The organism is Kitasatospora sp. NPDC092948 (assembly GCF_044754805.1).
GTDB lineage: Bacteria > Actinomycetota > Actinomycetes > Streptomycetales > Streptomycetaceae > Kitasatospora.
The window spans coordinates 423,881-443,370 of the sequence record NZ_JBIVPU010000006.1; the positions used below are offsets into that span (position 1 = coordinate 423,881).

At 73.6% G+C, this 19,490-nt stretch carries 14 protein-coding genes; 11 read left to right on the forward strand and 3 right to left on the reverse strand.

From position 1 onward, the window contains the following. The first annotated feature begins 74 nt into the window (after positions 1 to 74). From ACIQF6_RS21300 to ACIQF6_RS21325, 6 genes are all read left to right on the forward strand, one after another. On the forward strand, positions 75 to 2,585 hold the full coding sequence (locus ACIQF6_RS21300) for an AAA family ATPase (protein WP_400897208.1): 2,511 nt from the start codon (positions 75 to 77) through the stop codon (positions 2,583 to 2,585). Then, a complete protein-coding gene (locus ACIQF6_RS21305) occupies positions 2,582 to 3,436 on the forward strand; it encodes a S8 family peptidase (protein WP_400897210.1) in 855 nt (284 codons plus the stop codon). Before ACIQF6_RS21300 ends, ACIQF6_RS21305 begins: the two co-directional genes overlap by 4 nt. 118 nt (positions 3,437 to 3,554) lie before the next feature. After that, positions 3,555 to 3,719: a hypothetical protein gene (locus tag ACIQF6_RS21310; RefSeq protein WP_400897212.1), complete on the forward strand. Its 165-nt coding sequence runs from the start codon at positions 3,555 to 3,557 to the stop codon at positions 3,717 to 3,719. Between the two features lie 170 nt (positions 3,720 to 3,889). Further along, positions 3,890 to 6,481, forward strand: coding sequence for a class III lanthionine synthetase LanKC (gene lanKC / locus ACIQF6_RS21315; protein ID WP_400897214.1), 2,592 nt, complete (start codon positions 3,890 to 3,892; stop codon positions 6,479 to 6,481). Between the two features lie 4 nt (positions 6,482 to 6,485). Then, the gene (locus tag ACIQF6_RS21320; RefSeq protein ID WP_400897216.1) at positions 6,486 to 7,760 is read left to right on the forward strand and encodes an MFS transporter; all 1,275 of its coding nucleotides are present in this window, start codon (positions 6,486 to 6,488) and stop codon (positions 7,758 to 7,760) included. Between the two features lie 54 nt (positions 7,761 to 7,814). After that, complete coding sequence (locus ACIQF6_RS21325) at positions 7,815 to 8,915, forward strand: LuxR C-terminal-related transcriptional regulator (RefSeq protein ID WP_400897218.1); 1,101 nt, start codon at positions 7,815 to 7,817, stop codon at positions 8,913 to 8,915. On the opposite strand, the gene ACIQF6_RS21330 is transcribed toward ACIQF6_RS21325, so the two are convergent. Then, complete coding sequence (locus ACIQF6_RS21330) at positions 8,912 to 9,607, reverse strand: TetR/AcrR family transcriptional regulator (protein ID WP_400897220.1); 696 nt, start codon at positions 9,605 to 9,607, stop codon at positions 8,912 to 8,914. The two genes, ACIQF6_RS21325 and ACIQF6_RS21330, sit on opposite strands and share 4 nt — an antisense overlap. 91 nt (positions 9,608 to 9,698) lie before the next feature. On the opposite strand from ACIQF6_RS21330, the gene ACIQF6_RS21335 reads away from it, so the two are divergent. Continuing rightward, positions 9,699 to 10,694, forward strand: a complete 996-nt coding sequence (locus tag ACIQF6_RS21335) for an aldo/keto reductase (RefSeq protein WP_400897222.1) — start codon at positions 9,699 to 9,701, stop codon at positions 10,692 to 10,694. A 1,327-nt stretch (positions 10,695 to 12,021) separates the two neighbouring features. Continuing rightward, complete coding sequence (locus tag ACIQF6_RS21340) at positions 12,022 to 12,801, forward strand: BTAD domain-containing putative transcriptional regulator (protein WP_400897224.1); 780 nt, start codon at positions 12,022 to 12,024, stop codon at positions 12,799 to 12,801. Here ACIQF6_RS21340 and ACIQF6_RS21345 read toward each other — a convergent pair. Continuing rightward, positions 12,794 to 15,508 carry an AAA family ATPase gene (locus ACIQF6_RS21345; RefSeq protein WP_400897226.1) on the reverse strand — a complete coding sequence of 905 codons (2,715 nt, stop codon included), beginning with the start codon at positions 15,506 to 15,508 and terminating at the stop codon, positions 12,794 to 12,796. The two genes, ACIQF6_RS21340 and ACIQF6_RS21345, sit on opposite strands and share 8 nt — an antisense overlap. 156 nt (positions 15,509 to 15,664) lie before the next feature. Continuing rightward, positions 15,665 to 17,092 carry an MFS transporter gene (locus ACIQF6_RS21350; RefSeq protein WP_400897228.1) on the reverse strand — a complete coding sequence of 476 codons (1,428 nt, stop codon included), beginning with the start codon at positions 17,090 to 17,092 and terminating at the stop codon, positions 15,665 to 15,667. A gap of 189 nt (positions 17,093 to 17,281) precedes the next feature. Here ACIQF6_RS21350 and ACIQF6_RS21355 point away from each other — a divergent pair, with 189 nt between their 5' ends. From ACIQF6_RS21355 to ACIQF6_RS21365, 3 genes are all read left to right on the forward strand, one after another. Next, positions 17,282 to 17,848 carry a TetR/AcrR family transcriptional regulator gene (locus tag ACIQF6_RS21355; RefSeq protein WP_400897279.1) on the forward strand — a complete coding sequence of 189 codons (567 nt, stop codon included), beginning with the start codon at positions 17,282 to 17,284 and terminating at the stop codon, positions 17,846 to 17,848. A gap of 85 nt (positions 17,849 to 17,933) precedes the next feature. Then, complete coding sequence (locus ACIQF6_RS21360) at positions 17,934 to 18,470, forward strand: hypothetical protein (RefSeq protein ID WP_400897230.1); 537 nt, start codon at positions 17,934 to 17,936, stop codon at positions 18,468 to 18,470. Then, a complete protein-coding gene (locus ACIQF6_RS21365; protein WP_400897232.1) occupies positions 18,467 to 19,489 on the forward strand; it encodes an aldo/keto reductase in 1,023 nt (340 codons plus the stop codon). The genes ACIQF6_RS21360 and ACIQF6_RS21365 overlap by 4 nt, the downstream gene beginning before the upstream one ends. Position 19,490 lies beyond the last annotated feature (1 nt).

The window sequence follows — 19,490 nt, forward strand, 5'->3', positions numbered from 1 at the left end:
GGAGGCCCCGGCCGCCGCCGGGTCCGGCCCGGGCGGTCCCACCGAGGTCCGGGGGCATGCGGAGGTGGCGGGCGGTGCGCTCCTCTGACGCGTTCGGCCCGGGCGCGACCGCCGGCCCGCGCGCACGGGCCGGCGAGGCCGGTCCGCCGCGCCGCAGGGGCAGGGCGCAGGCCGCCGCCGCGCCCGGGTTGCCCGGCCCGGCCCGCGGCACCGGCGAGGACGGCCGCCACGACCTGCCGTTCGTCGGGCGGGAGGCCGAACTCGCCGTGCTGGAACGGGAGTTCGCGAAGGTCAGGGAGCGCCGCTCGGCCCGGCTGCTGGTGCTGGGGGGCGAGCCGGGGCAGGGCAAGAGCCGGCTGCTGCGGCACTGGCTGGGGCGCTCCGGTGCGAAGCGGTTCGGCGCGGGCCGCTGCCGCCCGCCCGGCGAGCAGGCCGGGCTTCAGCCGCTGGCCGACGCCGTCGCCGCGCTGCTCGCCGGGCCGCCCGACCGTCCGCACCCGCCCGACCGTCCGCACCCGCCCGGCCTGGAGGTGCTGGCGCAGGGCCTGCTGGCCGACGGCACGCCCGCGCCGTCGTTGCAGGACACCGGCGCGGCCCTGGCCGAGGTGCTGGGCGCGCAGGCCGACGGGTCGCCGGTGGTGCTGGTGGTCGACGACGCGCACTGGGCGGCCCCGGTGCTGCTCGACCTGCTGGACCGGGTGACCGCCGCCCTCGTCGACGCGCCCGTGCTGGTCGCCGTGCTGGGCCGCCCCGAGCTGCTGAACGCCCGCCCGGCCGGCGCGCACCGCGTCCTGACCCTCGGCGGGCTGACCGACGCGCAGGCGCTGCGCCTGGCCCGGTCGCTGTCCGACGCGCCGCCCGCCCGCCTGCTGGAACGCGCCGGCGGCAACCCGCTGCACCTGGCGCAGCTGCTCGCCGGCGCGCCCGGCGACGGGGTGCCGCCGACCCTGCGGGCGCTGGTCGGGGCCCGGCTGGACACCCTGGACCCGGCCGAGCGGCGGGCCGTCGACCTGGCGTGCGTGCTGGGCCGGGAGTTCGCCGCCGAGGAGCTGTCCGCGCTGGACGGCGCCGGGCCGGACCTGTCGGCGGCGCTGCGGCGCCTCGTCCGGCGGCGGCTGGTGGTGCCGGACGACACCGGGTTCCGGTTCGCCGACGGCCTGGTGCAGGAGGTGGCGTACGAGCGGCTGTCCCCGCAGGGCCGGGCCGAGCGGCACGAGCGGGCCGCGGCGCTGCGCTCGGTGCGCGCCGCCGGCCCGGCCGCGATCGGCGGCCACCTGGAGCGCGCCCACCGCTGCCGGTCCGAACTGGGCCTGCCCGCCGACGAGTTGCGACTGGCCGCCGCCGCGGCGCTGGCCGAGGCGGGCGCCCGGGCGGCGGCCCGGGCCGACGCCGGCTGGGCGGTCGACCTGCTGACCCGGGCCACCGGTCTGCTGCGCCCGGGCGAGGACGGCCGGCTTCCGGCGGCCCGGCGGCTCGGCGAGGCGCTGCTGGCGCTGGGCCGGACCGGGCCCGGCCGGGAGCTGCTCGCCGAGGTCGGGGCGAGCGCCGACGACCCGGTGGAGGCGGCGCACGCCCGGCTCGGCCTGGCGGGCGCCGGCCGGCAGCAGGCGCCCGCGCCGGTGGCCCGCGAGACCCTGCCGGTGTTCCAGCGGGCGGGCGACCAGCTGGGCCAGGCCCGGGCCTGCCTGTACCTCGCCCGGCAGGAGCAGGCCGACGGGCGGCACGCCGCGGCCGCCCGGCTGCTGGCCCGGGCGCTGCGGCACGCCGCGCGCTCCAAGGGCGAGCCGGAGCGGGTGGCGACGCTGGGCGCGCTCGGCGTGTCGCTGTGGCGCGGACCGGTTCCGGCGGCGACCGCGGTGGAGCGCTGCCGGGAGCTGCTGGCCGCGCACGGCCGCGGTCGTCCGGCCGCCCGGGCGGCGTTGAACGGTCCGCTGGCGGTGCTGCTGGCGCTCGGCGACGACCACGCCGGGGCGGCGGCCTGCCTGGACGAGGCGGGACACCGGGCCGAGCGGCCGGGCCGGGCGGAGGCGGCGGCGCTCCTGCCGCTGTTCGGGGCGACGGTGGCGGCGCTCGACGGCCGCCCCCGGGACGCGCTCCGGCTGCTGGCCCGGGCCGGCCTCGCGGCGCGGGAGTCGGGCGACCGCACCGTGCTGGGCGCGGCGCTGCTCGACAGTGCGCGGCTGCGCCTGGACCTGGGCGAGCGGGCCGCGGCCCGGTCCGCGCTGGCCGCGCTGGAGGCGGAGCGGACCCGGGCCGGCGGCCGGCTGTCGCTCGCGGCGCTGGTGGAACGCGACAGCCTGCTGGCCCGGCTGGCGGCCGGTGGCCGGGGTCGGGGCCGGGAGGCCGCGCTGGCGCTGGCCCGCGGCGCGGTCGCGGCGGCCGGACGGACGGACTCCCCGGTCCTTCAGGGCCTGGCCGCCGCCGACCTGGCCCGCACCGCCGCGCTGCTCGGCCTGGACCGGGAGCGCTCCCTGGCGGCCGCCGCGGCCGGCGTCCGTTTCACGGCCAAGGGACACGGTCCGGGCGTGCGGCTCGCCGAGTCCCTGGCCGGCCACCGTCCCCGTAGAGAGGCGATCTCCCGATGACGACCGTGCCCGACGCCACGCCCCGGCGCGGCCTGACCTGGCGCCTGATCGACAGGACCCCCGAGGACGTCTGGACGGAGGCGGACGCGCTGCCGGAGCGGCCCGCGCCGGGCACGCTCGTCGGGGGCTCCGGGCGGGGGATCCGGGTCTGTCTGGTCGATTCCGGGGTGGAGGCGACGCATCCGCTGGTGGGCGGGGTGGTGAGCGCGCGGGTGGCGCGCCGGGGCGAGAACGGGACGATCCGGATCGAGGAGCTGGACGACGACGACCCGGGCGACCTGTCGGGCCACGGCACGGCCTGCGCGAGCATCGTCCGCCGGGTCGCGCCGGACTGCGAGATCCACAGCGTCCGGGTGCTCGGCGAACGGTTCACCGGCCGCGGCGACGTGCTGCTGGCCGGGCTGCGGTGGGCGGTCCGGCAGGGCTTCGAGGTGATCAACCTCAGTCTGTCCACCACCCGCGCCCGGTACCTCGACGACCTGCACGAACTGGTCGACGAGGCGTACTTCGGGCGCAGCACGATCGTCGCGTCCGCGCACAACGCCCAGGTGGAGAGCTTCCCGTGGCGGTTCTCCTCGGTGGTCTCGGTGGGCAGCCACCCGGTGGCCGACCCCGATCTGCACCTGTACAACCCGGAGCCGCCGGTGGAGTTCTTCGGCCCGGGCGTCGACGTCGAGATGGCCTGGCTCGACGGCGCCACCCGGCGCAACAGCGGCAACAGCTTCGCGACGCCGTTCGTCACCGGCCTGTGCGCGCGGATCCTGTCGGAGCGGCCGCGGCTGACGCCGTTCCAGCTGAAGCACGCCCTGTACCTGTCCGCCGGGAACGTCCACCTGGGCGGCGACCGGTGAGGGCCGGCGCGGCTCTGTACCGGCGCTGAACCGGCTTCATACCGCTCCTGAAGCGTCGCCAACTAGCTTTTTCTCAGCGGCAGTCGAGGCCGCGGAAATCAACAGACAGGAGATCGTCGTGCGTATCAACTCCCTTGAGATCACCGAGTTCGAGGCCGTGCTCTCCCTCCAGGAGGTGCCCACCGCCGATGGCCCGGACGACACGATGGCTGCCATCAGCACCCTGAGCATCGCCAACTGCACCAACAAGACCGTCACCCCCACCAAGACCCAGGCGGCCTGACCCACGGCCGGTCGGGCCCGCCGATCCCTGTGCGGGCCCGACCGGCCGCTGCCCGAGCGGCCCGGGCCCGGGCCGCTCCGGGTACCGCACCGCGTGTGCCCGCACCGCTCCGCGGTGCGGGCACTCCACCATCGGGGCGCCGTGCCGCCTCCACCCGACAGGAGATGTTCATGGCCGACGTGCTGGCGAATTTCACCGCCGCGGACCCGGACTACTACGCCCCGCTGGAGAGCGCGGCCAGGGACGGTGCCGTGCTCGCTCCGAGTCGTCCCGCCGACGGCTGGCGGGGAACCGCCGGCGGGATCTGGACCATGTGGCGCCGGGAGGGCATGCCGGCCCTTCCCGACGACGGGTGGAAGGTGCACGTCTCGGCACGCCTGCCCCGCCTCGGCGCGGTGCTCGACACCGTCGCGGACATCTGCTTCGCCCAGGACGTGGCGTTCAAGCACACCGCCACCGACCAGCTGTACTGGTCGCTGCACCGCAAGCACGCCTCCCGGCCGCAGAGCGGCAAGTTCATCGCCGCGTACCCGACCGACGTCGAGGCCGCGCGCCGGCTGATGGAGGCGCTCCGGGAGGCGCTCGACGGCGAGCAGGGCCCGCTGATCCTCTCCGACCGCCGGTACCGGGACAGCGAGACCGTCCACTACCGGTACGGGGCGTACCACGGTCTCGACCGGGTGGAGGCCGAAGGCACGTACACGATGCTGACCCGGGACGGCAACGGTGCGCCGGCCCCCGACCGGCGGGGCGTGTCCTTCCGGCTCCCGGAGGGCATCACCGACCCGTTCGTCGAGGCGGCGCCCCGGCCCGTCGCCCCCGCCGGGGCCCCCGCGGGCCCGGTCGTCCTGCACGGCTTCGCCATCGAGACGGCCATCGTCCACTCCAGCGGCGGCGGCACCTACCAGGCGCTGGAGACCGCCACGGGGCGCCGCGTCTTCATCAAGGAGGCCCGCCCGCACCACGGGCTGGGCAGCCGCGACACGGATGCGGTCGACCGCCTGAACACCGAGTGGAAGACGCTCACCACCCTCCACGAGCTCGACCCGGGGCTGGCCCCGGAGCCGATCGCCCGGTTCCGCGCGGGCGGACACGAGTTCATGGTGACCGAGTTCATCGAGGGCGAGGCGCTGAGCCGGCTCGCCCCGACCAGCCACCCCGTGCTGCTGGCGGGCAGCGGCCCGGAGCAGTACGCGGCGTACTACGCCCGCTGCGAGCGCGTGGTCGCCGCCGTCGAGGAAGCCCTGGACCGCCTGCACGCGCTCGGCTGGACGTTCATGGACGTCAGCCCGGCGAACGTGATCATCACGCCCGGCGACGGCATCCGGCTGATCGACTTCGAGACCGCCTCCGGCCCGGACGAGGACCCGGTCCTGATGGGCACGCCGGGCTACTTCCCGCCGCCGGAGATCGTGGAGCGGGACGGCGCGGCGGCGTACGACGACTACGCCCTCAGCGCGCTGGTCCAGAGCCTGCTGGGCTCCGTCGTCCACACCGTCGGCCACACCGCCGACGCGCTCACCCACTTCCGCCACGACCTGACCGAGCTGGCTCCCGTCCCCGACGCCCTGTGGAAGCGCGGCACCCGGTACCACCCGCCGAGCGACAGCCCGGTCCTGCCCTCGCCCGAGGAGGTCGCCGCCGACCCGCTGCGGCACCTCGCCGACCTGCGGGAGGCCGTCGCCGCCGGGATCCTGGCCGCGGCCGACCCCGAGAACCCGCTGCGGACCTTCCCGACCGTCCCGGAGGGACACGCCACCAACACGCTGTGCGTGGCCTTCGGCGCGGCCGGCGTGCTGCACGTGCTGAACCGCTGCGGCGTCCCCGCGCCGGAGGGCGCGCTGGAGCGGCTGCGCCGGGACGCCCTCGCCGCCGCGTCCGCCGGAACGCTCGCCCCGGGCCTGCACGTCGGCCTGGCCGGGATCGCCTGGGTGCTGGCCGACCACGGCCTGACGGAGGAGGCCCGCACCCTGCTGGACGCCGCCGACCGGCACCCGCTGGTCGAACAGAGCGCCACCCTGCAGGGCGGCGCCGCCGGCCTCGCCATGGGCCACCTCGCGCTGCACCGCCGCACCGGCGACGCGCACCACGCCGAACGCGCCCACGCGCTGCTGACCGCCCAGCCCCACGGCGACGACCTGGTGCCCCGCCTCGGCAGCGACGACGCCACCGGCCTGCTGCGCGGGCGCGCCGGACTGGCCCTCGCCCAGCAGCAGTTCGCGCTGGCCACCGGCGACACCTCGCTGCTCGCCCGGGGCGTGCGGCTGCTGCACGCCGAACTCGACCGGGCCACCGACCCCGACGCCGCCGGCCTGCTGTTCCCGGTCTCCACCAAGGACCGGCGCGCCATGCCCTACCTGTTCTGCGGTTCGGCGGGCCTGGTCCACGTCGCCGCCCGCTACCTGCGCACCGTCGACGACGAGCGGCTGAGCGAGGCGATGCCGCGGCTGCTGGCGCCGCTGCACGGCACGTTCACGGCGATGCCCTCGCTGTTCGCCGGCACCGCCGGGTACGCGTTCGCGCTCGCCGAGCACGGCCTCCTCGCCGGGGACGAGGCCTCGCGCACGGCCGCCGTCCGGGCCGCCCGCGCGCTGTACAAGCACGCGGTGCCGAACGGCGACACGGTGCGTTTCCTCGGCGCCGGCCTGATGCGGTTCAGCACCGAGCTGTGGAGCGGCTCGGCCGGCGTCCTGCTCGCGCTCGACCAGGTCCTCGCGCCCCGCGCCGACCTGCTGTTCACGCTCGACGCACCGGCGGAGTGAGCCCATGGCCCGCGATCTGCGGCTGTACTGGTGGGGGCAGACCGCCTCCACCGTCGGCTCCCTGTTCACCGCCATCGCGCTGCCCGTGGTCGCCGTCGTCCACCTCGACGCCTCCCCCGGCCAGATCTCGCTGATCAGCGCGGCGTCCACGCTGCCGGCCCTGCTGTTCGGGCTGCCCGCCGGCGTGCTGGCCGACCGGATCGCCCGGCCCCGCCGCGCCCTGGTCCTGCTCGACGCCCTCTCCGCGCTGGCGATCGCCGTGGTGGCCGCCGGGGTGGCGGCCGGCCTGGTGTCGATCCCCTGGCTGATCGCCCTCGCCCTGGTGTCCGGCTCGGTGTCGGTGGTCACCGAGGTGGTGTACTTCCTGCACCTCAACCAGGTCGTGGAGAGCGGCGAACTCACCAGGGCCCGGGCCCGGTTGCAGAGCGGTCAGCTCGGCGCGGGCCTGGTCGGCCGGCTGGTGGCCGGCCCCGCGATCGTCGCCTTCGGCACCGCGACCGCGCTGGCGATCGACGCCGTCAGCTACCTGCTCAGCGCCGCCGCGCTGCTCGCCATGCGGCCCGTCCCGCCGCTGGACCGCACCCCGGCGGGCGGGCCGTCGAGCTTCCTGCGGGACGCGCTGGCCGGCGGCCGGATCCTCTTCGACAACCGCTTCTACCGCGCCCTGCTGATCCTGCTGGCCGTCCCGGTCGTCGCCGGCGCGGGCACCGGCGCGCTCGGCGGCATCTACCTGCTGCACACCCTGCACGTCCCGACCGGCGTGTACGGCCTGGTCGGCATGGCGACCGGACTGCTCGGCCTGCTCGGCTCGACGCTGGCCGGCCGGATCCTCGCCCCGCACCGCGACGCCCGGCGCATCATCGTCCTGTGCTACGTGGCGACTTCGTGCTTCGCGCTGCTGTACCCCGCCGCCGGCGGCCCGCTCCCGCTCGCCATGGTGGTGGCCGGCCTGGGCATGGGCATCCCGTCGCTGTTCGGCGCCGTCGCCAACATCGCGCTCAGCCCGGTCCTGGTCGCCGAGACCAGCGAGGAGGCCCTCGGCCGGGTCAGCGCGACCCTGCACGTGTACTCCGGCGGACTCGGCCTGCTCGGCGCGCTCGCCGGCGGCCTGCTCGGTGACCTGCTCGGCATCCGCCCCGCCATCTGGACCCTGTCCGCGGCCGACGTGCTTGCCGTCCTGCTGACCGCGCCGCTCGCCCTGCGCGCGATCCGCGACGCGCCGTTCCGCCCCGAGCCGGACGCCGGCCCCGCCGAACCGGCCGCCGTCGGCGCCCAGTGATCACCCGTGCACGCACCGTCGCCACATCCCGAACACAGGTGCTAGCGTCCCCCCATGGGACTACGCGGACCGCAGCGCACCGCCGCACGGGCAGCGATCGACGGCCTGCGGGAGCTCTCCACCCGCCGACTGACGAGTAGTCAGATCTTCCGCCACGCCGACGAACTCCTGCGCCCCGCGCTGGAGTTCGACGCGGTCTGCTGGCACACCAGCGACCCGGCCACCGGGCTGGTCAACTCGGTGCAGAGCGACGACCTCAACCTCGGCCAGTTCCAGGACGCGGTGCACCTGGAGGTGTGGGCGGACGACCTCGCGACCTTCCCGAAGATCCGGCACAGCGGGGTGCAGGCGGAGACCCTCAGCCGGGCCAGCCGGGGCGCGCCGCACACCAGCATCCGGTTCCGCGAGCAGATCTCCCGGTACGGGTTCGGCGACGAGCTGCGCGCGGTGTTCGACGCGGCCGGCGGCATGTGGGGCTGCGCGGCGTTCATGCGGGCCACCGACCGGGGGCCCTTTCCGGCGCAGCAGCGTGAACTCGCGGACACCGCAGCCCGGTTGCTCGGCCAGGCGCTGCGCGCCAGCCACATTCCGCCGACCGCGTCGACCGCGCCCGACCCCACCCCGGCGGTCGTCCTGCTCGACCGGCACAACCGGCCGCGGGCGCTGTCCGGCCCGGCCGAGGAGTTGCTCTCCCGGCTCGCCGACCCGTCACCGACCTCGCTGGGCGTCCCGACCGCGATCGCGATGGCCGCCGAACACGCCCGCCGCGCCGCCCACGGACTGCCCACCCCGCACGTACCGGTCCGGATCCGCACCCACGACGGCCACTGGTACCTGCTGCACGCGGCGACGCTGCGCGACACCCTCCCCGCCGACCCGGCCGCCGACGAGGTCACCGTGGTCGCCACCCCCGCCTCCCCCGCGCACGTCATCCCCCTGCACCTGGCCGCGTACGGCCTCACCGCCCGCGAACAGGAGGTCGCCCTGCTGCTGATCCGCGGCGCCGACACCCGCGAGGTCGCCCAGCGGCTGGCCCTCACCCCCTACACCGTCCAGGACCACCTCAAGTCCGTCTTCACCAAGACGGGCGTCAGCCGCCGCCAGGAACTCACCGCCCTGATCATGCTCGCCCTCAGCCCCGCCCCGCCCGGCTAGCCCGCCAACCGGTTCAGCCACTCCCGCAGCAGCGCCGTCTCGGCGGCGGTGAAGCCGTCCGGCCGCTCGGGCAGGGCGGCGTCCAGGGAGATGGCGAGGGCGGCCGGAGTGAGGGCCTCGGGGGCGGGGGCGGTGCCGGTGATCGCGGCGAGGACGGTCTCGCGGAGGCAGCCGGACAGGGTGAGGTCGCGGGTCGCGGGCGGTTCGGCGATCAGGGTCAGGGTGACGCCGAGGGCGGCGGCGCGGATCATCTGCGCGGCCAGCGCCACCGGCAGGCGCAGTCGGCCCTCCCGGGCGGTGCGCTCCAGCATCGCGGTGAGTATCCGGCCGGCCTGCTCGGCGGCCTCGACCGCCTCGCCGGGGCGGGCGGCGCTGTACATCAACGTGTAGAAGGAAGGGTGGGTCAGGCCGAACTCGACGTGCAGGTCCCAGCCGCGGCGCAGGTCGTCGACCGGATCCGGGCCGGGCGCGCGGGAGGTCTTCTCGGCGAGGTAGCGCCGGTAGCCGTAGTCGACCACGGCGTCGATCAGGCCCTGCTTGTCGCCGAACAGCCGGTAGAGGGTGGGGGCCTGGACGCCGGCGGCGGCTCCGACGGCGCGGGTCGACATGGCCTCGCTGCCGCCCTGGGCGAGGAGTTCGGCGGCGGCGGCGAGGATGCGCTCGCGGGCGTCGGAGACGGCGTCTGCATTCATGCGGAGCAACGTTACCGGATCCTTGCTAGCAGTGGATTATCGGTGCTACGGTTTCACCAATAACGCCGCTAACAGCGAACGGGGCACCCTGATGGACACCCGCATCCTCGGCACCGACGGACCTGCCGTCTCCGCCCTCGGCCTCGGCCTGATGGGCATGTCGGACGCGTACGGCACGGCCGACGACACCGAATCGATCGCCACCGTGCACGCCGCACTCGACGCTGGCATCACCCTGCTGGACACCGGCGACTTCTACGGCATGGGCCACAACGAGATGCTGCTGCGCGACGCCCTGCGCGGCCGCGACCGCGACAAGGCCGTGATCAGCGTCAAGTTCGGCGCCCAGCGCGACGCCTTCGGCGCCATGCTCGGCGTCGACGCCCGCCCCTCCGCCGTCAAGACCTCGCTCGCCTACTCGCTGCGCCGCCTCGGCACCGACCACATCGACATCTACCGGCCGGCCCGCCTCGACCCGGCCGTCCCGATCGAGGAGACCGTCGGCGCGATCGCCGAGATGGTGCAGGCCGGCCTGGTCCGCCGCATCGGCCTGTCCGAGGTCGGCGCGCAGACGCTGCGCCGCGCCCACGCCGTCCACCCGATCGTCGACCTGCAGATCGAGTACTCCCTGCTCTCCCGCAGCCTCGAAGCCGAAATCCTGCCCACCGCCCGCGAGTTGGGCATCGGCATCACCGCCTACGGCGTGCTCTCCCGCGGCCTGCTCTCCGGCCACTGGAGCCGCGAACGGGAGCTCGGCGGCCGGGACTTCCGCCGCCACAGCCCCCGCTTCCAGGGCGAGAACCTCGACCACAACCTGGCCCTCGTCGACGCCCTGCGCACCGTCGCCGACGCCAGGGGCGCCACCGTCGCCCAGGTCGCCATCGCCTGGGTCGCCGCCCAGGGAAAGGACATCGTCCCCCTCGTCGGCGCCCGCCGCCGCGACCGCCTCACCGAGGCCCTCGCCGCCGAGACCCTCGCCCTCTCTCCCGCCGACCTCGCCGCCATCGAACGGGCCGTCCCCGCCGACTCCGCCGCCGGCACCCGCTACGCCGCCGCCCAGATGACCCACCTCGACAGCGAACACTGACCGCCACCCGGGACCGGCTCACAGCCGGCCCCGGCCTGCCTCGGCCTCGCCGTCGACGCCCCGCGAACACGGCTGCACCGTCCGCGGCTTCCATTGCCCGCCGGCCGAAACCCCTGCGGTCAACGCCCCGATGCTCACCGCGACCACCACCGCCGGCTCACCCGCGAAGGAACCCTCCGCCCCGGGAAACGCCCTCCGCGCAACGGCGGAAAGGCCTCGGCGGGAGCCCCGGGGCGCTCCCCCTGCGGAGCCCATGACGCTCCGGCAGGGGCTGGCGAGTCCGGTGTGGGCGACGAACGCCGCACACCCGTCGCCCGCCTTACCGACCGACGGCGTCGCGGCCCGTTCGCGGCCGGCCGCGCGATTCCACGGCCACGCGAGGGCGGTGGCGCGGGCAGGGTCGAGAAGGCTGTCGGTGAAGTAGACGTCGGCGAACGAGGCTCCCAATGCGGCCCCCGATCAATTGCGAGCCCCGGGGCTTATGATGACCAGGCACTTGACACAGATCGGGTCAGGTGCGACGACATTGCGAACCTGCGGGCGCAGGGAGCAATTCGTCAGCCCGAATCTGGCCTCCACCAGCGTGGGACCATTCCCGCGCAGAGCGCGACGGCGTCACCGTCCCTGTGCGGGTCGGAACCATCCCCGCACCGCCCCGAGTGGCTGGAGGACCCCACCGGGCTGCTGGAGGTCGCCCGGTGGGGCCCTCCGACCTCGTCTTCTGCGACGAGAAGTACTCGGGCCCGAAGCCCCTCGCCCGCCCGGGCAAAGTTGCACCTGACCCGGCTGGCCTGAGTAGGCAACGTTCAGGCTGCATGGTTGGCCGCCCTCCCGAAGCCCCGGACTCCTACCCGCGATCCACCGCGTCAGGGGCAACTGCACAGGGATTCCGGAGGTCGTCTCGACTTGCGCGACAAGACTGGCGGAGATAAGTACACCAAGCCGTACCGCGGTGGGCGTGTAGAGGTCGGTCTCGACCTCGGGTGTCGTGAGGGACCCGAGCAGAGCGTAGGCGACCGGCCGGCCAACGCGGTCGGACCTGCCTGGAATCTCCACCAGCCCCCGGCCGGGTAGGCCGCCAAGGCTCCGCAGTCGGCAAGCTCGGCGACGACGGTGCCGCTCCAGATGTCGGCGTGCAGGGAACCGCGGTTGCGGCTGTCGGAGCCGACGGGCCCGAAGCGGCCGGACAGCCACCGAGGAAGGAGATAGTTTTCAGCCAATCTAACGCTACGTACGTACTTTCCACGATGTGCGCGCTGCCCCAATGGGCCAAGGATTGGGACCTGTCAGGCACATGTTCCCGCAACTCCTCAAGTCAGAGGTGCAAATGCGCTACGAACTGCTGGGCCCCCTTCGCGTCTGCGCGCCGAACGGTGAGGCGTTCACGCTGTCAGCCCCGAAAGCCGAGGCCACCCTGGCGCTACTGATGCTCTCCGAGGGGCGTGTGGTGACCAAGGAGCAGCTCACCACTGAGTTGTGGGGCGATCATCCACCCCGTAGCTCCCCGGCCGCGATCCACGTCTACATATCTCAGTTGCGCAAGTTCCTGGCCCGGGCCGGCGAATCGGACGGCAAGGCCATCATCACGGCCGCCTCCGGCTACCGGTTCCAGCGCCGGTCGGCCGGCTACGACGCCGAGGAGTTCACGGCTGCGGCGAGAGTCGGCCGTGCCAGGCTGGCGGCCGGGCGCCCGGAGGCGGCGTTGGAGGCGCTGGAAACGGCGCTGACGCTGGTGCGCGGCCCAGTGCTGGACGGCCATGGTGACGGCCCGGTGGTCTCCGCGTTCAGCAGCTGGGTCGAGGAGGAGCGCCTCACCTGCCTGGAGCTGGCCATCGAGGCGCGCACCGTGTTGGGGCAGCACCGCGAGGTCATCGGGCTGCTGAACGGCCTGTCCGCGGAGTACCCGTTGCGTGAGGCGTTCTACCGCCAGCTGATGCTGGTGCTCTACCGCGCCGAGCGGCGGGCCGAGGCCCTGGAGGTCTACCGCTCGGCACGGCGGGTGCTTCGGGCGGAGTTGGGCTTGGAGCCGCACCGCTCGCTGCGGCAACTGCACCAGGCGATCCTCCGCGCAGACGGAATACTCGATCTGCACCCGTTGGCTAGCTGACGGCTCGTAGCACTGCCATCAGCCGGACCAGTCCGGCCCTGGAGCTGACGCCGATCTTGCGGTAGATCCGAGCGAGGTGCACGTCGACGGTGCGTGGACTGAGATCAAGCATGTGGGCGATGTCACGGGTCCTCAGGCCCTCTCCGGCCAGTTCGGCGACCTCTCGTTCTCGGCAGGTCAGGCTGCGCAGCTCGGCGGGCTGCCCGTACCGACCGGCGCCGTCGGCAGCGAGTGCCAGTTCCTCGGCACGGACTCCGGCGGCGCTGCCACCGAGCAGGCGCTGCGCCTCGCCGTAGCTGCGGGCGGCGTCGTCCGACCGGCCGCGGGCAGCCTGGAGATGGCCGCGGGCCAGTAAGGCGTAGCCGGTCTGCTCGGCCAGGCCTACCACTTCTGCAGCCGCCTCGGCGCGCCGCACCCATCCCTCGGCCGGTTCCCCCACCGCCAGTGCGGCGGACGTGAGCAGTTCGTAGACCCGCGCGGCAAGCACGGCATTGGGTTTCTGCACCCGCCGCCCGGGGGTGGGCAGCAGCAGGGTGAGGGCCGTGGCTCCATCGCCCGCGGCCAGCGCGGCCTCGGCGAAGAGCATGGCCGCCACGGTGGCACGCGGCGTCGCGACGTCCGATCGATAGGCCAAGGCCTCGTCGGCCAGCTGGGATTCCATCGTGTCCGACGAGGTGTTGAGCCAGCCCCAGGCGGCAGCGGTCAAAGCATTGGCCAGCAGAACCTGGTCGGTGCGGGCCACTGTCCCGGCGCCGTCGCCGGCCGCCTTGGCCGCAGCCAGTGCCTCGACCATCCGGCCCTGCTGGTATGCCACGTAGGCCTGCACGTTGAGCAGCACCGGCAACAGGTGTCGGTCACCGCGGAGTTGGACCTCGGCCAGCGCTCGGCCGGCGTGAGCGGCAGCAGCGGTGTACCGGCCGAGTGCGGACTCGGCGCTGGCCAGCACGGTGAGGAAAGAGGCGTAGCCAACCCCTGTCAGCCCGTGCGGCTCGGCCGTGTCGAGCAGCCGCCTGCCCGCTTCCAGGGCCTCAGCAGCCGCCTGCAGGTCACCTGCGAACACGCTACACAGCCCTCGCAGGCAGAGGCAGCCGCCGACCGTCACCAGGTCGGCTCCGGCTGTCTCACGGACCAGCGCTTCAACCTCGGTGCTGGACGGCAGCTGGCCGCCGAGCACCCGGCAGAGCTGGATCTGAACCTGGATCAACGCACGCAGCTCGGGATGGCCCGCTGTCTCCGCCAGCGCTCCGGCGAGCAGGACGCGGCCGTCCTCGATCCGGCCGAGCGCTGCCTGCACGGTGGCCAACCAGACTGTCGCGGAAACCCGGTCGGCGACCGGGGCGGCCGCCAGCGCGGACAGGATCTCAGCGGTCATGTCGGTCAGTTGGGCCACCCGACCGTCCGCTGCCAGGGCCTGGACCACGGGTTGCCACAGGGCACAGCGCTCGTGGTCCGCGCTGCCGGCCGCCGCCCGACCCAGCCGGAGGGCGGCAACGGTCCACCAACCGGCTTGTGCGGACCTTCCGGCGGCGAGCGCAGCGCGGATCCCGGCCACCAGGACCGGCCGGTCGGCAGGCGTCATCAGCGGCCCGGAGCCCATGACGTGCGCGGCCAACTCCATCGGGCCGGCACCCACCGCGCCGAGGTGGACCAGCGCCCGGCGGTGCGCGTCGGTGCGTGAGCAGCCGTCGGCGTCGACATAGAGGTAGTCGCGCAGTAGAGGATGCCGAAAGACCAGCTGCCCGGTTTGTACCGCGGGGCGGACCAGGTCACAACGGCGTAACTCGCCCAGCGCCCGGCAGGCCTCGGACCGCGGCAGCTCGGCGACAGCCGCCACCGAGTCGACGTCGAAGACCTCGCCCAACACCGAGGCGGCCCAAGCGGCCCGCTGTGCCTGCCGGCTCAGCGGCGCGATCTCGGCGAGCACGCAGTTCCGCAGACCTTCGTACGGGGCGGGCGCCGCTGCGCCGTAGGAATCGGTGGCGGGCCTGTTTGCCAGTGCGGCGAGGTAGAGCGGGTTGCCATGGGCGAGTTCATGGAGCCGGATGGCGCGGGAGTCGGTGGCCGACTCACCGAGCAGGGCAGAGCTCTGCTCCAGCGTCATGGGGGCGAGCGGGAGTTCATCGGCCGTTCCGAGCTCGAGGCCGAGCCGCGCGGCGGCGCGCAGGGCTGCTCGGGCCTGCCGCGGACGATAGGAGATCACCAGGACAAGTCCGCCCACCACGGGTTGATGCGCCATCAGGTTCATCAGATCGACCGAAGCCCGGTCAGCGCCGTGGAAGTCGTCGAGGAGCAGCAACAGGCCGCCCGGGGCGGCGCTCGCAAAACCGGCCAGCAACCGTCGGGCAGCCACCGGGCTGATCAACTCCGGTTCACTGCCCAGCCGTTGCAGTTCAGCACGCAGGTCGGGCAGGACACCTCCGGTCGCCCCGGCCAGCAGTTCGTGCGCGGCGGTAAGGGCTTGGCAGAACGCATGGTAAGGAGCCGGCTTGCGTTCGACTCCGAGGCCGCGCCCGACGATCACCCCGTGCCGTCGGGCCTGACCGGCCAGCAGACCGAGCAGCCTGGTCTTGCCCGCACCGGGTTCTCCGCTGAGCCAGACCGTCGCGGACCGCCCCTCGCGGGCTGCCGTTATCGCCCTTGCCAGCGCAGCGAGTTCGCTCTGGCGGACCTCAACGGCTGCCCCTGCCGTGGTGACACTGACGACCATCTTTCGACGCCTCCCTCCGGATGAGCCGCACCGCTTCCCCCAAAGAACATCTCGTATGCGGACGGCCCCTACAGGATAGGAGCCCGATCGCATCGAGCTCCTGTCCTGTAACAGAAGGTTTATCTTCGGCCAACGACGCCGCCGACGGCCCCGTCGTCAGCGGCTCTCGCCACCGGCGGCAGATGTCCGCTTGGGCCGCACCCAGAAGGCGAACGACACGAGCACCGCCAACGCGGTGATGGCAGTCGCCCAGCCGAAGACGTCGGAAACGTTGGCCGCCAGGCCGCGGCGCCCCGAGGTGGCCGGGATCAGCAGCACGGCAAGTCCGAACGAGCCGCCGACGGTCAAAGCGGTCTGCAGGACACCGGCGGTGACACCCGCGTACTCCGGCGGCGCCGTAGTAAAGATGATCATATTGATCGGGATGATGGCCACCCCGACACCGACGCCGATCAGCACGATCTGCGGCAGCACACCACTCGCGTAGGAACTGGAGCCGTCCAGTCGACTCAACCAGGCCACGGCGGCCAGGATCAGCACCAGTCCGGCCACCGCCCGGGTGACCAGGCCGAACCGGGACAGGTGCTTGGTGAGCAGCTGAGTGGTGACCAGCAGCGCACCGCCGAACGGCAGGATCGCCAGACCGGCCTGCAGGGCGGTGAAGCCGAGGACGGTCTGGAGGTACTGCACCAGGTAGATCAGGAAGCTGGTGAGTACGGCCGCCAGCAGCAGCAGATTGACGAAAGCGCCGGCCCGCTCCCGGCTGGCGAAGATCTGCCGGGGCAGCAGCGGGTCGGCCGCACGGGAGTCCACACCGGCGAGCACGACCCACAGAATGGCTGAAACCACCAGCGGCAGCCAGGTCTCGGTGGCACCCCAGCCCTTCTCGGCGGCGTGCACGACGCCGTAGACGGCGGCGCCCACCGCGAGGGTGACCAGGATGGCACTGGGCAGGGCCAGCGAGCGGGCCCGGGTAGTGCCCCGCTCGGTGCCGAGCGCGCGCAACGCCACAGCGATGATCGCCAATCCGACCGGCACATTGACCAGCAGGCTCCAACGCCAGTCCCCCGCCCAGGTGAGCAGGCCGCCGAGCAGCATGCCGGCCGAGGCCCCGAGGCCGGTGACCGTGGAGTAGAGACCGAAGGCGCGCTGCTGCCGCTCGCCTTCGAAGACGATGGCCAGCAAGGCGAGTCCGGTGGGTCCGGCAATGGCGGCGCCGGCACCTTGGAGTGCTCGACCGACCAGCAGCATCGGCACGTCGGGCGCCAGCCCGGCCACCAGGGAGGCGGCCACCACCAAGGCGATGCCGCTGACGAACACCCGGCGGTGGCCGAGCACGTCGCCGAGCCGTCCGGCAAGCAGCAGTAAGCCGCCGAACGCCAGGAAGAAGGCGTTCGGCACCCAGGTGCCGCTGCTGACCGAGATGCCGAGGTCGTGCTGGAGCGTGGGCAGTGCCACGTTCACCACGGTTCCGTCAAGCTGCAGCATGAACTCGGCGCCCACAATGGCCACGAGCGCGAGTGCCCATGGCTCCCTGGAGGCCGTGGGCGCGGAGCCCTGATCGGAGACGGTTTCGGCGGTCAAGGATTCCTCCACGGTGCGTCACATGGGCAAGTGGCATACTGAGACAGCCTCAGGTTATGCCGAGCAGTTAACCTGAGGGACCCTCCGGTAGTCAAGCAAAGGAGCATCGTGCCCACCCCGAAGACCGTCACCGGCCGTTCCGACCAGGTCGGTACCGACCGCGCCGAGCCCACCGCCCCGGCGCCGTACATCGCGCAGCGCCCGAAGCGGGCCGACGGCGCCCGGAACTACGACGCGATCCTCGCCGCCGCCCGCCGGGCCTTCGAGAGCCACGGAGCGGAAGCCGCCCTGGAGGATGTCGCCAGCCAGGCCGGCGTGGCCATCGGCACGCTCTATCGCCACTTCCCGACCCGAGCCGCCCTGGTCGAGGCCGCCACCCGGGACGGCTTGGCCGAACTGGTGGAGCACGCCGAACAGACGGACACCTCGGCGGACACGCTGGGGGCACTGACCGAATGGATGCACCGCGCGGTGCGCCACTTCAGCACGTTCCGCGGACTGGTCGGCATCCTTGCCCAGAGCATGTACGACGAGGGCACCCCGTCGCACGCCGCCTGCTCCGCCATGCACGACAGCGGCGCACAGTTGCTGGCCCGGGCCCAAGAAGCAGGCCTGGTACGCCCCGAGCTGACGCCTGACGAGCTCTTCGATCTGCTCAGCGCCGTCGCCTGGGTCCGTGAGAACGCCACCGCCGACCGGGATGGCAGCGCCCAGTTGCTGGACCACTTCCTGACCGGGGTCGTCCTCCCCCACTGACTGCGACCCAGGCGGTTAAGGGCGGATTCAGTCGGCACGAGTAGCTTCGGGCGACTTGGCGCACCCCCTCTCGCGGAGGACTCCGATGGCTTCCCGCCCCTTGCCCCTCCTACTCGACCAGGCCGTGTCCCGGCTGCGTGCCCGGCTGGCCGCGCCACCGCCGACCATCTCCGATTCGGTCGGCCGGCTTGCCCGACCCGGCCGCTCACTGATCCTGCGCGACCTGCGCGAGAAAGTCGTGGCGTACTCCTCCACCAACTCCGATCCGACGGGCCGCACGCCCACCGAGAACGACTTCGCCACCGTTCGCCTGGAAATCTTCGGGCCGGACGGCAAGCAGATCGGCCACACTCAGGGTGCCGGCCAGATGCTCTACCGCGACCCGACGGACGGACACTTCGTCGCGTACTTCGGTGAGCAAATCACCCTTGACGACGGCCATGTCATCCGCGCGGGCGGCCTGGTGGACGACGCCAGGCTGACTGCGGGCGAGTTCGCGAGCTTCCCCGCCGTCGTGGTGGCCGGACCGCTGCGCGGCGCGATCGGGTACCGCACCTTCCGGCCTCTGGTCAAGGACTCGCACAGCGAGTACGAGTCCGCCCTGGTCCTCTTCCTGAAATGACGGCTCATCAGATGACGACAGCCAATCACCTCGGCCTTCCCGAGCGAAGGATCGGACCGCTGACGGTCGGCCTCCAGGGTCTCGGTTGTCTGGGCCTGTCCGAGTTCTACGGGCCGGTGACCGAACATGACGCGGTGACCGTGATCCGGCGGGCGCTCGACCTCGGCGTGACTCTGCTCGACACTGCCGACGTGTACGGCCACGGCGACAACGAGCGGTTGGTCGGGCGCGCAGTCGCCGGATACCGGGACCGGGCGGTGATCGCCACCAAGTTCGGCGTGGTCCGCCCGGGTCCCGGCGTCGGCACCGGCATCCGGGCCGATCCCGCGTACGTACGGGAGAGTTGCGACGCCTCGCTGCGCCGGCTGGGTGTGGACCACATCGACCTCTTCCAGCTCACCCGCGCCGACCGCACCATACCCATCGAGGAAACCGCCGGTGCCTTGGCCGACTTGATCGAGGCCGGCAAGATCCGGGCCTACGGGCTGTGCGAGGTGTCCCCGGAAACGCTGCGGCGGGCCCACGCCGTGGCACCGGTCGCCGCGCTGCAGAGTGAATGGTCCCTCTGGTCGCGCGATGTGGAGCGGGGGGCCCTGGCAGTCTGCCGCGAGCTGGGGATAACAGTGATCGCGTACGCCCCGCTCGGCCGTGGCTTCCTCACCGGCACGGTGCGCAGCGTCGAGCAGCTGGGCACCGAGGACTTCCGGCGGATCGGACTGCCCAGGTTCGAGCCGGAAAACCTGGCCGGCAACCTCCCGCTGGCCGACCGCCTGATCGTTCTGGCTCGCAGACTCGGCTTCACCAGCGCCCAGTTGTCGCTGGCCTGGCTGCACCATCAGGGCCCGGACGTCATCCCGATCCCGGGCACGGGCCGACTCGGCCACCTGACCGAGAACGCTGTTGCCGCGCGGCTGCTGCTCGGGCCGGCCGAGCTCGAGGCGATCGCCGCCGCGGTCCCCGCTGACCAGGTGCACGGCGATCGGTGGAATCCGGCGAGCACCGCCTACCTGAACGGCTGAT

Excerpts from the sequence above, each read along its gene's own strand:
- ACIQF6_RS21305 (WP_400897210.1), top strand. The coding sequence starts at position 2,582 with ATGACGACCGTGCCCGACGCCACGCCCCGGCGCGGCCTGACCTGGCGC.
- lanKC (WP_400897214.1), top strand. The coding sequence starts at position 3,890 with ATGGCCGACGTGCTGGCGAATTTCACCGCCGCGGACCCGGACTACTAC.
- ACIQF6_RS21320 (WP_400897216.1), top strand. The coding sequence starts at position 6,486 with ATGGCCCGCGATCTGCGGCTGTACTGGTGGGGGCAGACCGCCTCCACC.
- ACIQF6_RS21325 (WP_400897218.1), top strand. The coding sequence starts at position 7,815 with ATGGGACTACGCGGACCGCAGCGCACCGCCGCACGGGCAGCGATCGAC.
- ACIQF6_RS21330 (WP_400897220.1), bottom strand. The coding sequence starts at position 9,607 with ATGAATGCAGACGCCGTCTCCGACGCCCGCGAGCGCATCCTCGCCGCC.
- ACIQF6_RS21335 (WP_400897222.1), top strand. The coding sequence starts at position 9,699 with ATGGACACCCGCATCCTCGGCACCGACGGACCTGCCGTCTCCGCCCTC.
- ACIQF6_RS21340 (WP_400897224.1), top strand. The coding sequence starts at position 12,022 with ATGCGCTACGAACTGCTGGGCCCCCTTCGCGTCTGCGCGCCGAACGGT.
- ACIQF6_RS21345 (WP_400897226.1), bottom strand. The coding sequence starts at position 15,508 with ATGGTCGTCAGTGTCACCACGGCAGGGGCAGCCGTTGAGGTCCGCCAG.
- ACIQF6_RS21360 (WP_400897230.1), top strand. The coding sequence starts at position 17,934 with ATGGCTTCCCGCCCCTTGCCCCTCCTACTCGACCAGGCCGTGTCCCGG.
- ACIQF6_RS21365 (WP_400897232.1), top strand. The coding sequence starts at position 18,467 with ATGACGGCTCATCAGATGACGACAGCCAATCACCTCGGCCTTCCCGAG.